The organism is Paracoccus aerius (assembly GCF_014656455.1).
Lineage (GTDB): Bacteria > Pseudomonadota > Alphaproteobacteria > Rhodobacterales > Rhodobacteraceae > Paracoccus > Paracoccus aerius.
In genome coordinates this window covers 1-14325 of record NZ_BNCL01000010.1, presented here as the reverse complement: position 1 = coordinate 14325, position 14325 = coordinate 1, and the positions used below count along the sequence as shown (strand labels likewise).

The 14325-nt window shown below is 64.4% G+C and carries 13 protein-coding genes; 10 read left to right on the top strand and 3 right to left on the bottom strand.

Features of this window, described 5'->3' with window-relative positions:
* The first annotated feature begins 58 nt into the window (after positions 1-58).
* Positions 59-2200 (top strand): polyribonucleotide nucleotidyltransferase, encoded by a 2142-nt coding sequence (pnp, locus tag IE224_RS12415; protein WP_191310795.1) that lies wholly within the window; start codon positions 59-61, stop codon positions 2198-2200.
* A gap of 56 nt (positions 2201-2256) precedes the next feature.
* Here the strand turns inward: pnp and IE224_RS12410 are convergent, their stop codons facing one another.
* Together IE224_RS12410 and IE224_RS12405 are read right to left on the bottom strand one after the other, a co-directional pair.
* Positions 2257-3294 (bottom strand): polysaccharide pyruvyl transferase family protein, encoded by a 1038-nt coding sequence (locus IE224_RS12410; protein ID WP_191310793.1) that lies wholly within the window; start codon positions 3292-3294, stop codon positions 2257-2259.
* A 32-nt stretch (positions 3295-3326) separates the two neighbouring features.
* Positions 3327-4235: a glycosyltransferase family 8 protein gene (locus tag IE224_RS12405; RefSeq protein WP_191310791.1), complete on the bottom strand. Its 909-nt coding sequence runs from the start codon at positions 4233-4235 to the stop codon at positions 3327-3329.
* 155 nt (positions 4236-4390) lie between these two features.
* On the opposite strand from IE224_RS12405, the gene IE224_RS12400 reads away from it, so the two are divergent.
* Together IE224_RS12400 and IE224_RS12395 are read left to right on the top strand one after the other, a co-directional pair.
* The gene (locus IE224_RS12400; protein ID WP_191310789.1) at positions 4391-5176 is read left to right on the top strand and encodes a hypothetical protein; all 786 of its coding nucleotides are present in this window, start codon (positions 4391-4393) and stop codon (positions 5174-5176) included.
* Entirely contained in the window at positions 5173-5994 is an 822-nt protein-coding gene (locus IE224_RS12395) for a glycosyltransferase family 2 protein (RefSeq protein ID WP_191310788.1), read from the top strand. The genes IE224_RS12400 and IE224_RS12395 overlap by 4 nt, the downstream gene beginning before the upstream one ends.
* 37 nt (positions 5995-6031) lie before the next feature.
* On the opposite strand, the gene IE224_RS12390 is transcribed toward IE224_RS12395, so the two are convergent.
* Positions 6032-6688 (bottom strand): peroxiredoxin, encoded by a 657-nt coding sequence (locus tag IE224_RS12390; RefSeq protein WP_167621065.1) that lies wholly within the window; start codon positions 6686-6688, stop codon positions 6032-6034.
* A 162-nt stretch (positions 6689-6850) separates the two neighbouring features.
* Here IE224_RS12390 and IE224_RS12385 point away from each other — a divergent pair, with 162 nt between their 5' ends.
* The 7 genes from IE224_RS12385 to IE224_RS12355 form a co-directional block, all read left to right on the top strand.
* Positions 6851-8290: an aldehyde dehydrogenase family protein gene (locus IE224_RS12385; RefSeq protein WP_191310967.1), complete on the top strand. Its 1440-nt coding sequence runs from the start codon at positions 6851-6853 to the stop codon at positions 8288-8290.
* A gap of 104 nt (positions 8291-8394) precedes the next feature.
* Positions 8395-9132, top strand: a complete 738-nt coding sequence (locus IE224_RS12380; RefSeq protein WP_167621067.1) for a flagellar motor protein MotB — start codon at positions 8395-8397, stop codon at positions 9130-9132.
* A 69-nt stretch (positions 9133-9201) separates the two neighbouring features.
* Positions 9202-10518, top strand: coding sequence for a flagellar hook protein FlgE (locus IE224_RS12375; protein ID WP_191310786.1), 1317 nt, complete (start codon positions 9202-9204; stop codon positions 10516-10518).
* Between the two features lie 13 nt (positions 10519-10531).
* Positions 10532-11986 carry a flagellar hook-associated protein FlgK gene (gene flgK / locus IE224_RS12370; protein ID WP_191310784.1) on the top strand — a complete coding sequence of 485 codons (1455 nt, stop codon included), beginning with the start codon at positions 10532-10534 and terminating at the stop codon, positions 11984-11986.
* 2 nt (positions 11987-11988) lie between these two features.
* Positions 11989-12999 (top strand): flagellin family protein, encoded by a 1011-nt coding sequence (locus IE224_RS12365; protein ID WP_191310781.1) that lies wholly within the window; start codon positions 11989-11991, stop codon positions 12997-12999.
* On the top strand, positions 12996-14099 hold the full coding sequence (locus IE224_RS12360) for a flagellar basal body P-ring protein FlgI (RefSeq protein WP_167623344.1): 1104 nt from the start codon (positions 12996-12998) through the stop codon (positions 14097-14099). Before IE224_RS12365 ends, IE224_RS12360 begins: the two co-directional genes overlap by 4 nt.
* An 86-nt stretch (positions 14100-14185) precedes the next feature.
* A partial coding sequence (locus IE224_RS12355; RefSeq protein ID WP_191310779.1) for a dTDP-4-dehydrorhamnose 3,5-epimerase family protein occupies positions 14186-14325 on the top strand: 140 nt, incomplete at its 3' end.

The window sequence follows — 14325 nt, the reverse complement described above, 5'->3', positions numbered from 1 at the left end:
TGGGGCCGCCATAGACACGGCCGCTGCCAGAGGGCTGGTGCGGCCCAGAGGAAACCAGATGTTTGAAGAAGTGAAGAAATCCATCCAGTGGGGCCAGGAAACGCTCACGCTGGAAACGGGCAAGGTTGCCCGTCAGGCCGACGGCACGGTCATCGCCACCCTGGGCGAGACCAGCGTCATGGCCAACGTGACCTTCGCGAAGGAACCCAAGCCCGGGCAGGATTTCTTCCCGCTGACGGTTCACTATCAGGAAAAATACTATGCCGCCGGCAAGATCCCCGGCGGTTTCTTCAAGCGCGAGGCACGCCCGACCGAGAAGGAGACGCTGACCGCGCGCCTGATCGACCGTCCCTGCCGCCCGCTGTTCGCACCCGGTTTCAAGAACGAGACCCTGGTGATGTGCACCGTGCTGTCGCACGATCTGGTCAACGATCCCGACATCGTGGCGATGATCGCGGCATCCGCCGCGCTGACCATCTCGGGCGTGCCCTTCATGGGTCCGATCGGCGCGGCCCGCGTCGGCTTCTCGAACGGCCAGTACGTCCTGAACCCCGAAGTGTCCGACATGGACAACCTGCGCGGCAACCCCGAGCAGCGCCTGGACCTGGTCGTCGCCGGCACCAAGGACGCCGTGATGATGGTCGAATCGGAAGCCTATGAGCTGACCGAGGAGGAGATGCTGGGCGCCGTCAAGTTCGGCCACGAGCAGATGCAGCCCGTGATCGACCTGATCATCGACCTGGCCGAAGCCGCCGCGAAAGAGCCGTTCGACTTCCAGTCGCCGGACTACAGCGCGCTTTATGCCCGCGTTAAGTCGCTGGGCGAGACCGAGATGCGCGCGGCCTATGCCATCATCGACAAGGCCGAACGCCGCGACGCCATCCAGGCCGTCCGCGAGAAGGTCGTGGCCAGCCTGTCCGAGGAAGAACTGGCAGACGCGAACCTCGGCTCGGCGCTGAAGAAGCTGGAATCGGGCATCCTGCGCGGTGACGTCATCAACGGCGGCGCCCGCATCGACGGTCGCGACACCCGCACCGTCCGCGCCATCGACAGCGAAGTGGGCATCCTGCCGCGCACGCATGGTTCCGCCCTGTTCACCCGCGGCGAGACGCAGGCCCTGGTCGTGACCACGCTGGGCACCGGCGATGACGAACAGATCATCGACGCGCTGCACGGCAACTTCCGCTCGAACTTCCTGCTGCACTACAACTTCCCGCCCTATTCGGTGGGCGAGGTTGGCCGCGTCGGTTCGCCCGGCCGCCGCGAGATCGGCCACGGAAAGCTGGCTTGGCGCGCGCTGCAGGCCGTTCTGCCCGCCCCGACCGACTTCCCCTATACCATCCGCGTCGTATCCGAGATCACCGAATCCAACGGCTCGTCCTCGATGGCGTCGGTTTGCGGCGGTTCGCTGGCAATGATGGACGCGGGCGTGCCGCTCAAGGCGCCGGTTGCCGGCGTGGCGATGGGCCTGATCCTGGAAGACGACGGCAAGTATGCGGTCCTGACCGACATCCTGGGTGACGAAGACCACCTGGGCGACATGGATTTCAAGGTCGCCGGCACGTCCGAGGGCATCACCTCGCTGCAGATGGACATCAAGGTCCAGGGCATCACCCCCGCCATCATGGAGCAGGCCCTGGCGCAAGCCAAGGAAGGCCGCCTGCACATCCTGGGCGAGATGGCCAAGGCCCTGACCGAGGGTCGTCGCGAGTTCAGCGCCCATGCGCCGCGCATCGAGACCATGCAGATCCCGACCGACAAGATTCGCGAAGTGATTGGCTCGGGCGGCAAGGTCATCCGCGAGATCGTCGAGGTTTCGGGCGCCAAGGTCGACATCAACGACGACGGCACCATCAAGATCGCCTCGGCCAATGCCGATTCGATCAAGAAGGCCTATGACATGATCTACTCGATCGTGGCCGAGCCCGAGGAAGGCAAGATCTATACTGGCAAGGTCGTCAAGCTGGTCGATTTCGGCGCCTTCGTGAACTTCTTCGGCAAGCGCGACGGCCTGGTCCACGTGTCCCAGATCGCCAACAAGCGCCTGACCCACCCGAACGAGGTGCTGAAGGAAGGCCAGGAGGTCAAAGTCAAGCTTCTGGGCTTCGACGACCGCGGCAAGGTCCGCCTGGGCATGAAGATGGTGGACCAGGAAACCGGCCAGGAAATCACCGAGACGAAGGAAGAAGCGGCCGAATAATTTGGGCCAATCGAAACGGAAAGGCCCCGCGTTTGCGGGGCTTTTTGCATTCCCGCTTAGCGCGCGCGGGCCAACGCCCTGCGCCGTCGTTTCCATGCCTTGAACCGTCTGCGCAGCCCCTGAATCTGGCCAACTGGCGGTATCAGGTTCACACGCAAGGCCGGATTGGCAGGAACTGACAGGGCTTCGGCGAATTGCGCATCGAAACCGGCAAGGGAAGCAACGGCTGCGCCCCGGATCAGTGACGCCTTCTTCCTGGCTTCAGGGGAAAGGCAGCGTGCAAAAGCGGCTGCAAGCTCGTCGTCGCTTGTTGCATCGGCGTCAAAAACCTCGGGCCAGCCCAGTTTTTCCGCCTGCCGTGTGACCTTGTCGCCTCCTGCGACCGGGTCAATGGCCAACACGGGGATGCCGTTCTTCAAGGCCAGAACCATCCCATGAAGCCGTGTCGTCAACATCGCATCAAGCCGGCCGCAGATTGCCTCGAACTCGGCCCCGCTGGACAGGCCGAAACGATTGGTCCGGGCCGGGACCGAGGTGTCCATCTCAATAAATGCGGCACCTGATTCCTTGATCAGTCGGCGCAGCCTTTGGGCTGCCAGGTCCCCCCGGCGGCGCCCGCCGTATTCGCGCTGCGCGCTGGCCAGGCATAACCCGACAACCGGAATAGGCGGCGTCGGCTCGCGGAAGCTGAGGTCGGCGCGCACGGTCCTGTCGCTGTCGCGTTCAAGCAGAACCTCGAACGGATTAAACGCGCTTGTGCTTTCCACCATGGTCAGGTTGACGCCGATGTGCACGCAGTGCTGGAACCGGGCGAAGATTGCCTGATGCTGCACAGCCATCCCAGGCGTGAATGGCCCGCATATGACGATCAGATGCGTGTAGCGCGACGGTTCAAGTATATGCTTGTCCAGCCATGATGCATTGATCGACAAGGGCGCGTCTGTATAGGGGGAGACGTCGTATTCCATCCCCAGGGCATCAAGCCTAGCTTGGATCTGATGCAGAACCTCGACATCGCCCACAGTGGAAAAATGCCCTGTCAGCAGCGCACGCGCACCGCTGCCTGCGGGATGATGCTGGATGCGTGGTGTCAAGGCCAACTCCTGCAAGACGTCATACGCGGCGATCACCTCGGCCGCAGGTCGGGATGTTTGCGCAGGAAGCGCCGCAAGGCTAGCAGATAGGTCACTGTGGCGCGACCGCGAGAGGACCAGAAATCCCGGCCGGACTGTCGCCACGGCTTTTCCGGTCCGTGATAATGCATGATGCGTGTGCCGCAGGGCATGGCGCCCACTGCCGACGTCCTGCTGCACGCCAGATGGGCGCGATGCTTCCGGATCCGCCCCCATGACGCGTTCCACCCTAGATCGAGTTGGACGACGTTGCCTCGGAACAGGGCGTTCAGATGGTCCTGATCCCCGTGGGTGCAAGCGGATGCCGCAACCACGTCCATCATCCGCTGCAGCATATGTGGTTCGTCGCGAAGGGCGTTGCAGTTCAGCAGCATGACCCCTGCGTTGAAATAATCTCCGGCCGGAACTGCGTCCATCATCTGGCGAATTTCGGTCAGCCGGTCGTCACGTGCCCTGGTTCTTCCTTTCCGATCGGCAAGCCAATGGGCGACGGTATAGTCGCGCACGACGCCGGCATAGGCCTTGCCCAGGTCAAGGCGGAACAGCGGGGCGACGTCGCCAGTCACAAGCGTATCGCCGTCGATATAAAGAACGTAGCCGTCGATTTTGCTGGGGATGTAGAGGCGACCCATAGTCGCAGCCGAGATATAGCCCTGCGGTCCGTAAGCGCCCTCGAGATAACCGCTGCTGATGTCCATGCAGTGCAATGCGACCTGCGGGCTGTCGGATACGATCTTGCGGACATTTGTCCAATCCGCCGCATTCAGCCCGTCGCCCCAAAAGTGCAGTTCGGCAGGGCCGTTCAGGTGACGAAGAAGGCTCCAGATCGATACGAGGGTCGGTTCAAGAAAGCTCCGGTCGGTAACGTAGGCAATCTTGATTGTCCGGAGCGGGTCGGTCACTGCAAAGTCCGTGAAGTCACATCAATGTCAACCATAGTGGCGCGACCTCCGTTGGGCAACAGCACCGCCGCAAATGGTCAGGATGGCCGGAACGAGGATTGCAGCCAGGACGCGGGTTGACGTATCCGGATGCAAGGCGAAGGAAAGGACGGCAGATGACGGTGGACGCCCAGGCACTGATCCTGACGATCAAATGGGGCACGCTTTATTCTGCCGCAGACGTGAACCGGCTGCATCGCCAGGTGCGCCGGCATCTTGCCCGTCCGCATCGGTTCATCTGCTTTACCGATGACATGCACGGCCTTGATCCGGAAATCGAGGCGATGCCGCTGCCGGAACTGGGCCTTGCCAAGGGACATGCTGATCTTCGCTGGCGAAAGCTGGGGTTGTTCCAACGGGGACTTGGCGGATTGACGGGCCAGGCGCTGTTCCTGGATCTCGACCTGGTGGTGGTGGACGACCTGTCGCCCTTCTTCGACCTGCCGGGCAACTTCTACATCATCCGCGACGACGACCTGTTCCGCGCCAAGCCCTTGCGGCGCGTGAACCCGGCCCGCGACCGCTTCTTGCACAGCGTCGGCAATTCCAGCGTCTTCCGGTTCGAGATAGGCCAGCATGCCTATATCCTGGACGCCTATTTGGCCGATCCCTCGGCCGCGACCGCGCGGTACGAGATCAGCCAGCAGTTCCAGTCGGCGCAACTGGCTGCGCATGGGAACCTGCACTATTGGCCCAAGGGGTGGTGCGTCAGCTTCAAGAACGACTGCGTGCCGCGTCATCTGTCCAGCTATCTGCGTGACCCGGCCTTGCCGCAAGGCGCGAAGATCGTCCTGTTCGCAGGCGCCCCCAAGATGGAGGACGTCTTTGCCGGGCGCGGGCACAAGTGGTACCGCCGCATCGGCAACATCGACTGGCTTCGCCGGGCTTGGGATCCAGCATGATTTCCGGCGCCTTTCGGGCCTTCAAGCACCGCCGCAGGCTGGCTCGCGCCCAGGCAGAGATCGTCGGGCGCCCCGACACCTCTGGCCGGCCGCATGGCTTGCCGGGGCCGCTGGTGGTGTCCTTGACCAGCTATCCGGCCCGTTTCGGCACGCTGGCGCTGACGCTGCGGGGGATCCTGCGCCAGTCGGTGCAGCCCGACAGGGTGATCCTGTGGCTCGATCACGGGGACGAGGCACATTTGCCGCAGGAGGTCCGCGTGCTGGCAGGGCTGGAGGTTCGGGTGTGCCCGAACTGGCGGTCCTACAAGAAGATCGTGCCGACGCTTCTGGATCATCCTGATGCCTTTGTCGTGACGGCCGACGATGATGTCTATTATCCCGCCGATTGGCTGGAACGACTGGTGACGGCAATCCGGTCAGGTGCAACCATCGCCTGCCATCGCGCCCATCACGTCGCGCTTGGGTCCGACGGACTGCCCGCGCCCTATGCCGACTGGCAGCACAATGTCGATGCGCCAGAACGGTCCCCTCTGACCTTCCTGACCGGGGTCAGCGGGGTGATCTATGCACCCGGCGTTTTCCATGCCGATGTCACGCGCGATGACCTCTTCACCCGTCTTGCCCCGCGTTCGGACGATGTGTGGCTTTACTGGATGCACCGCCTGAATGGGGTCGAGGCCCAGAAGATCGGCAGCCGCGCCCGTATCCTGGAGTGGGAAGGCAGCCAGACGCAAAGCCTTCGAGCCGCCAACCTGCACGGGACGGGCAACGATCAGGCGATCGCCGCCATCATCGCACATTACGGCTGGCCCGCCTAAAATCGCGCGTCCCGCACCGGCAGAGCGTGCAGGGGTATCAGGCCGGATCCTTGGCAAACCGCAGATAGGGCAGCTTGATCTCCAGCGGGCCATAGCGTTCCTCGGCCGCCTTGTCGTCAAGGGCCAGGGCCACGATCACGTCCTGACCGGGCACCCAGTTCGCGGGCGTGGCAATGGGCACGCCGTCGGTCTTGCGCACCGCGTCCAGCGCGCGCAGGATCTCGGCGAAGTTGCGGCCGATCGACATGGGATAGGTCATAGTCAGCCGGACCTTCTTGTCCGGGCCGATGATGAACACGCTGCGCACGGTCGCCGAATGGGCGGGCGTGCGCCCCTCGGCCGGCAGGTAATGATCGGCGGGCAGCATGTCATAGGCCTTGGCGACTGTCAGGTCGCGGTCGTCGATCATCGCGAAATTGGCGGGGACGCCGGCCACCGCCTCGATGTCGCGCTTCCATTTGCCGTGATCCTCGACCGAATCCACCGAGACGCCAAGAACCTTGGTGTTGCGCTTCTCGAAATCCGGGACCAGTTGCGCGACGGCGCCGAACTCGGTCGTGCAGACCGGCGTGAAGTCGCGCGGGTGGCTGAAGATGATGCCATAGCTGTCGCCCAGCCAGTCGTGGAAGCGGATCTCTCCCTCGGTCGAGGGGGCGGTGAAATCGGGGGCGATATCGTTGATGCGCAGGGACATGAGACGCGTCCTTTCAAACCGTTGCGGCTGGAGGATATGCAAAACAAAGCGGATTTCCAGCCTTTTCTCGACCTAGATGATCGGGATTTACGAGGCTTGCGCCGGCCTGACGCTCGTTTCACCTTGTGCAAGAATCTGAATGGAGGGATCGCGATGACCGGCCTGCTGGACAAGCGCAAGTTCTATATCAATGGCGAATGGGTGGATCCCGCCCGCGCCAATGACCTGGAGGTGATCGACCCCTCGACCGAGGAAACCGTGGCAGTCATCAGCCTGGGCGACCGGGCCGATACGGATCGTGCTGTGGCGGCGGCCAAGACCGCCTTCGCGTCCTGGTCGCAGACCGACCCGGCCCAGAGGCTGAGCCATGTCGAGAAGATCCTTGAAATCTACAACCGCCGGGCGCAGGGCATGGCGGAGGCGATCAGCCACGAGATGGGCGCGCCGCAGGACATGTCCCTGGGCGACCAGGTCGCCGCAGGAACCTGGCACATCCAGAACTTCATCACGGCCTTCAAGGACTTCCAGTTCATCCGCCCGCTGGGGGACCATGCGCCCAACTCGATGGTCGCGTGGGAGCCGGTCGGCGTGGTGGGCCTGATCACGCCTTGGAACTGGCCGATGAACCAGGTCACGCTGAAGGTCATCCCGGCGATCCTGGCGGGCGACAGTTGCGTGCTGAAACCGTCCGAGATCGCGCCGCTTTCGTCGATGGTGTTCGCCGAGATCGTCCATGAAGCCGGGCTGCCCAAGGGTGTCTTCAACCTGGTGAACGGCGACGGGCCGGGCGTCGGAACCCAGCTTTCCACGCACAAGGACGTGGACATGATCAGTTTCACCGGGTCGACCCGCGCCGGGATCGCGATCACGAAGGCTGCGGCCGACACGCTGAAGAAGGTCGTGCTGGAACTGGGCGGCAAGGGCGCCAACATCGTCTTTGCCGATGCGGACGAAAAGGCTGTCGTCCGCGGTGCGCGGCATTGCTTCTATAACAGCGGCCAGTCCTGCAATGCGCCGACCCGGATGCTGGTGGAACGCTCGGTCTATGACCAGGCGGTCGAGACGGCGGCCAGGGTGGCCCGGGAAACCCCTATCGCAAGCGCCCATCAGCCGGGCCGCCATATCGGCCCGGTGGTCAGCCGGCAGCAGTGGGAGAAGATCCAGGATCTGATCCAGAAGGGCATCGACGAAGGCGCGCGCCTTGTGGCCGGCGGCACCGGCCTGCCCGAGGGCGTCAATCGCGGCTATTTCGTGCGCCCCACGGTCTTTGCCGATGTCAGCAACGACATGACCATCGCCCAGCAGGAAATCTTCGGCCCCGTCCTGTCGATCATCCCCTTCGATTCCGAGGAACAGGCCATCGAGATCGCGAACGACACCCCCTACGGTCTGACGAACTATGTCCAGTCCCAGGACGGGGCGCGGCGCAACCAGGTGGCGCGCCGCCTCCGGTCGGGCATGGTCGAGATGAACGGCCAGTCGCGTGGCGCGGGCGCGGCCTTCGGCGGGGTCAAGATGTCGGGCCGCGCCCGCGAGGGCGGCATCATGGGCCTTGAGGAGTTCATGGACTCCAAGGCCATCAGCGGCTGGCACCGCGACTAGGCCGCTGCCGCCTGCCGGGATAATGCCTTGCATTTGAGGGGTCGGCTTGTTCCAAGACCCGCTTGCCGCGACATTCCCCCGGTACAGTCGATGGCGGTGTGGCGATGGCAAGGCAGAAAGGGGCGGCAGGCCCCACGATCATGATCAAGCGGGTGACGGCCTCTGGCGAAGGGGGCCATCACGGCGGCGCCTGGAAGGTTGCCTATGCCGATTTCGTGACGGCCATGATGGCGTTCTTTCTGCTGATGTGGCTGCTCAATGCCACAACCGAGCAGCAGCGGGCGGGCTTGGCGGACTACTTCAACCCGACAATCGTCCGAACCCCCGGTTCCTCGGGCGAAGGGGTCGAGCAGCAGGGCAAGGATCCCTCGGAGGCGACGCTGCAAGAGGTGGCCGAGGAAATCGACCGGGCACTGCGCGCAAGCGGCGGCGAATCGCAGCAACTGACGAACCTTCTGCGCCACGTGGTCACCCGCATGACCGACGAAGGATTGGTGATCGAACTGGGCGACCTGACCGATCAGCCGCTTTTCGTCGAGGATACTGGCCAGCCGCAGCCGGTGCTGTCCGACCTGACCCGGATCATTGGCCGCGTGATCGCCAAGACGCGCAATCCCGTCGCCATCTCTGGCCATGTGCGGGCCTATCCCGAAATGCTGGTGAATTCACCGGTCTGGGCACTGTCGGATGCCCGCGCCCATGCGGTGCGCAACCTTCTGGAAGGATCCGACCTGGATGCCCAGCGGATCCAGCGGGTAACCGGCTATGCCGACCGCAAGAGCAAGACGGGAAACCCGATGGACCCCGCCAACAACCGCATCGAGGTGATTTTGTTGCGCTAGAGGGGCCGGATTAGGCGAATCTTAAGCCCTGGCAGGGATGATCCAAAAGGAACAAGGAAAGGTGATTCCATGTCTATGTCTTCCGCGATGAGCGCCGGTGTCTCGGGGCTGGCGGCCAACTCCACCCGTCTGGCGACGATTTCCGACAATATCGCGAACTCGGGCACCTACGGCTACAAGCGGATGGAAACCGACTTCAATTCCTTCGTGCTGAACCAGCACCGCGTGGCCGGTCTTTATTCGGCGGGTGGCGTGACGGCCACGACCCAGCGTGTGATCGAGGATGACGGGGCGCTGTCGACCACCACCCATCCGCTGGACATCGCAGTATCGGGGCGTGGGATGCTGCCGGTCACCTCGGCCGTGGACCTGGATAACGGCTTCACCCAGATGCCCTTCATGATGACCCGCACCGGTTCCTTCCGCACCGATGCCCAAGGCATCCTGAAGACGCAGTCGGGGCTGGTGCTGATGGGCTGGCCTGCCCAGGCCGACGGGACCGTGCCGCTGATGTCGCGCGACACGATGGGCGGGCTTGTTCCGGTCCAGATCAGTGCAAACCAGACGGCGGGCGATCCCACGACCCAGGTTTCGCTTGGGGTGAACCTGCCCGCGACCGAGACGCAGCCCACCGCATCGGGCGATCCGCTGGCCCTGAAGATCGAGTATTTCGGCAACCTCGGCACTTCGGAATCGCTGAACGTGACCTTTGTGCCGGACACTTCGGATCCGACGGGCATGTCGAACACCTGGGTGATGGAGGTGCGCGATTCGGCATCCGATCCCGCATCCAACCTTGTGGGATCCTACCGGATCACCTTTGACGACAGCCAGGCCAATGGCGGCAGCATTGCCAGCGTGACAACGCTCAGCGGCGGTGCCTATGATCCCGCCACGGGGGCGATCGGGCTGACGGTCGCAGGCGGGCCAATGGACATGCTGATCGGGACGCCCGGCGGAACCACCGGCCTGCGCCAGCTGTCGGCAAAGTTCTCTCCCACCAACATCACCAAGAACGGCTCTCCGGTTGGCAACCTGACAACGGTCGAGGTCGATGCCGACGGCTTCCTCAAGGCCACCTATGACACGGGCTTCGTGAAGACCCTTTACCAGATCCCTCTGGTGGATGTTCCAAACCCGAATGGTCTCGTTTCCGCGGATGCGCAGGCCTACACGATCTCTCCGACCTCGGGCAGCTTCTTCCTGTGGGATGCGGGCGATGGGCCGACGGGATCGGTCCAGGGCTATGCGCTTGAGGAATCGACGACCGATGTCGCCGAGGAGCTGACCCACCTGATCCTGACGCAACGCGCCTATTCGTCGAACGCCAAGATCATCCAGACGGTGGACGAGATGTTGCAGGAAACCACGAACATCAAGCGCTGAGGGGGCTGGTGACATGAGCATTGCGCGCGCCTTGGGAAACGCCATGTCGGGGCTGACGGCCACGGCACGCGGCACCGAAACCGTTGCCGCGAACCTGGCCAATGCCTCGACCCCCGGATATGCCCGGCGGGACATGGTGGTCAGCGCCCAGACTGCGGGCGGCAACGCCGGCGGGGTGCGCGTCGATGGCATCGCCCGCGCGGTCAATGCAAGCGTGCTGTCCGAATCGCGCCTGGCCGAAGGGGCAAGGGCCGAGGCGGCAACCCGACTGGCCTTCGCCAAGCAGGTCGAGGATCAGATCGGCCTTGCCGGCAGTGCAGGCAGCCTCGGTGCGGCGCTGAGCGACTTCCGGACAGCGCTGTCCTCGGCTGCCAGCCGCCCTGACGACGGCATCCGGCTGACGCAGGTGGCGGACAAGGCGAAGGCACTGGCGGACCGGCTGAACGCGGCCTCGACCCAGGTCCAGGCCGCCCGCGGCGCAGCCGACCAGGCCATCGCCCGGGACGTCGCGACACTGAACAAGTCGCTGGCCGAGGTCGCGCATCTGAACCGCCGTATCGCCGTGCTGGAGGCCGATGGCTCGGATCCCTCGGCGCTGATGGACCAGCGGCAGGCGATCATCAGCGACATCTCGAAGATCGTGCCCGTGCAAGAGGTGACCCGGCCAGCCGGCGCCGTGGCTTTGTTCACGTCCCAGGGGGCCGTCCTGCTGGACGGCAGCGTCCCGACCGAGCTTTCCTTCGCGGCCGCTGGGCAGGTGACAGCGGGCCAGTCGGTGGGTTCGGGTCTGGCGCTCTTGACGCAGAACGGCGCCGAATTGACCAAGTCGCAGATGCGGCTTTTGGCGGGCGGATCGCTGTCGGCGCATTTCGCCGTCCGGGATGAATTGGCATCCGAGGTTCAGGCCTCGCTGGACGACCTGGCCTTTGACCTTCACGAACGGCTGGCCGATCCGGCGGTTGACGGAACGCTTTCCCCGACCTCGGCCGGGTTGTTCACCGATGGCGGCCTTCGCGCCGATCCGGGCGCCAAGCAAGGCCTTGCCGGCCGGATCGCCCTGAACGACGCGGTGGTCGAGGCATCGGGCGGCAAGGCCTGGCGCCTGCGATCGGGATTGGAAGCGGGAAGCGAGGGGCCGGTCGGGGAATCAGGCCTCCTGATCGCAATGTCCGAGGCGCTTGAGCGGGCGACCCCCGCCCCGCCGGGCAGCGGCTTCAGCGGCAAGGCCTCGCTGGCCGACCGCCTGGGCCGCGTCGAAGCGCAGGTTTCGACGGTCCGGGTCAACGCGCAGTCCGAGGCTGCGGTCCGCAACGGCCAGGCCGACACGATCTGGTCGCGGCTCGCGGCCGACGGGGTCGATAGCGATGCCGAAATGCAGCGCCTGCTGCAATACGAACAGGCTTATGCCGCCAATGCGCGGGTCATTCAGGCGATCCAGACGATGATGGATCAGATACTGGGGATATGACGATGACAGTGCAATCCATCGGGGATCAGGCGCGGGCCTTCGCCCTTCAGTCGGCATCCAGCCGGATCAAGACCACCATGGCCACCCTGACCGCCGAACTGGCCAGCGGAGAGGTTGCGGATCTGGGTGCCCGGCTGCAGGGCAACACCCAGGATCTGGCGGGGATCGAGGCGCGGATTTCGATGCTCGCGCAGTTCGGGCGCAGCGCGGCCGAGGCCGCCAGCCACGCGAGGGGGATGCAGGATGCCCTTACCTCCATCCATTCCCTGACCGAGGACATGGGCCGCGGCCTCCTTATCGAGCCTGGGGCCGTGACCGAGGGTTTGGTCGTCGCGCGTTCGGCCCAGGCCGCATCGGCGCTGCAAACCGTCATCGTGCACCTGAACGGCGCCGTGGGCCAGCGCTTCCTGTTTTCGGGCACAAACAGCGACACCCAGCCGCTGTCATCGGCCGATGCCATTCTTTCCGCTCTGACGGCCGAGGTGGCGGGGCTGACGACCGCCGCCGGCGTGGCAGCGGCCGTGTCGGACTGGTTTGATGCGCCGCCGGGGATGGGTGGCTTCGTTGATCTTGCATACCACGGCGGCCCCGGCGGCCAGCCGATGCCGATCGGAGAGGGAACAACGGTCTCGCTGTCCACGACCCCGCTGACGCCCGCCGTCCGGGACAGTCTGAAGGGGCTGGCCACGGCCGCGATGGTCGACCGGGGCGCATTGGCCGGCAACGGGATCGAGGCGCGGGCGCTTTTGCAGGGCGCCGGCAAGGCGCTGCTCGACAATTCTCCGGCCTTGGCGGTCGAGATGTCGCGGGTGGGCTATGCCCAGCAGGTCATCGAGACTGCCCGCACCGAAGGCAGCGCCGCATCCACCACGTTGCAGACCGCCCGCAACCAGATGCGCGAGGCTGATCCCTTCGCGACATCCGCCGCCATTTCCGAAGCTGAAACAAAGCTCCAATCGCTTTATTCCGTGATCGGGCGGCTGTCGCAGCTCAAGCTGGCGGATTATATTTGATGCGGCGCCTGATGCTGGTGATCCTTGCTGCCCTTTTGCCATTGGCAACGGTGGCAGCGCCTGTCCGCATCAAGGATCTGGCAGATTTCGACGGCGTGCGGGGCAATGATCTGGTCGGCTACGGCCTTGTCGTCGGCCTGGACGGCACGGGCGATGGCTTCCGCAATGCCCCCTTCACCGAGGAACTGCTGGCGGGCCTTCTGGAACGACTGGGCGTCAACGTCACGGACGAGGCATTGAGGTCGCGCAATGTCGCGGCCGTGGTGGTCACGGCGACGCTGCCCCCCTTTGCACGGTCCGGCAGCCGCATCGATGTCAACGTGGCCACGATCGGCGATGCGAAAAGCCTGCTGGGGGGAACCCTGGTCATGACACCCTTGAAGGCAGCCGACGGCAATATCTACGCCGTCGCGCAAGGCTCGATCATCGCCAGCGGCGCTGCGGTCGAGGGTGAAGCGGCCCGCGTGGTCGAGGGTGTGCCGACCGCGGGCAAGATCCCCGTCGGCGCCCGGGTCGAGCGGGAGGTCGAGTTCGACTTTGCCAGCATCCAGAACATCCGCGTGGCCCTCCGCAATGCCGACTTCACCACCGCCACCCGGATCGAGGACGCCATCAACCGCGACTTCGACCGCCGCGTGGCGATAACCCAGGACAGCGGAACAGTTCTTGTTGAGTTCCGCCAGCTTGGCGATGTCAACCCCGCACGCGTTCTCGGCCGCATCGAGAACCTGACCGTCGAGCCCGAGGATCGGGCCAAGGTGGTCATCGACCACAAGTCCGGCACGATCGTGATCGGGGAAAGGGTGCGTATCTCGCGGGTTGCGGTATCGCAGGGGGCGCTCACCCTCAGTGTCAGCGAGGCACCGATGGTGTCGCAGCCCAATCCTTTCGCCCGGGGCGAAACCGTCACGGTTCCCCGCACGGTCGCCGAATTGCGCAACGAACCCGGCATTGGCTTTGCCGAAGTGGCAGGGGAAACCTCGCTCAGCGATCTGGTCGAGGGGCTGAACGCCCTGGGCGTCAGGCCGCGCGAGATGATCGACATCCTGAAGTCGATCCATGCGGCAGGTGCGCTGCACGCGGATCTGGTCATCGAATGACGGCACGGTTTTTTCGCCGGGGCAAGTGACACTGCCCTTTTGATGGCATAGACCAGGGGCGAAATCCTGCGCCTCGGGTTTATTGAATGCAGATAGAGACCACCTTCCTTTCCGATGTTCTGATCCTGACGCCTGCCCGTTTCGGGGACGAGCGGGGTTTTTTCTCGGAAAGCTGGAACCGCAGGACCTTGTCCGAAGCTGGCGTGAACCTGCCGGACTTCGTGCA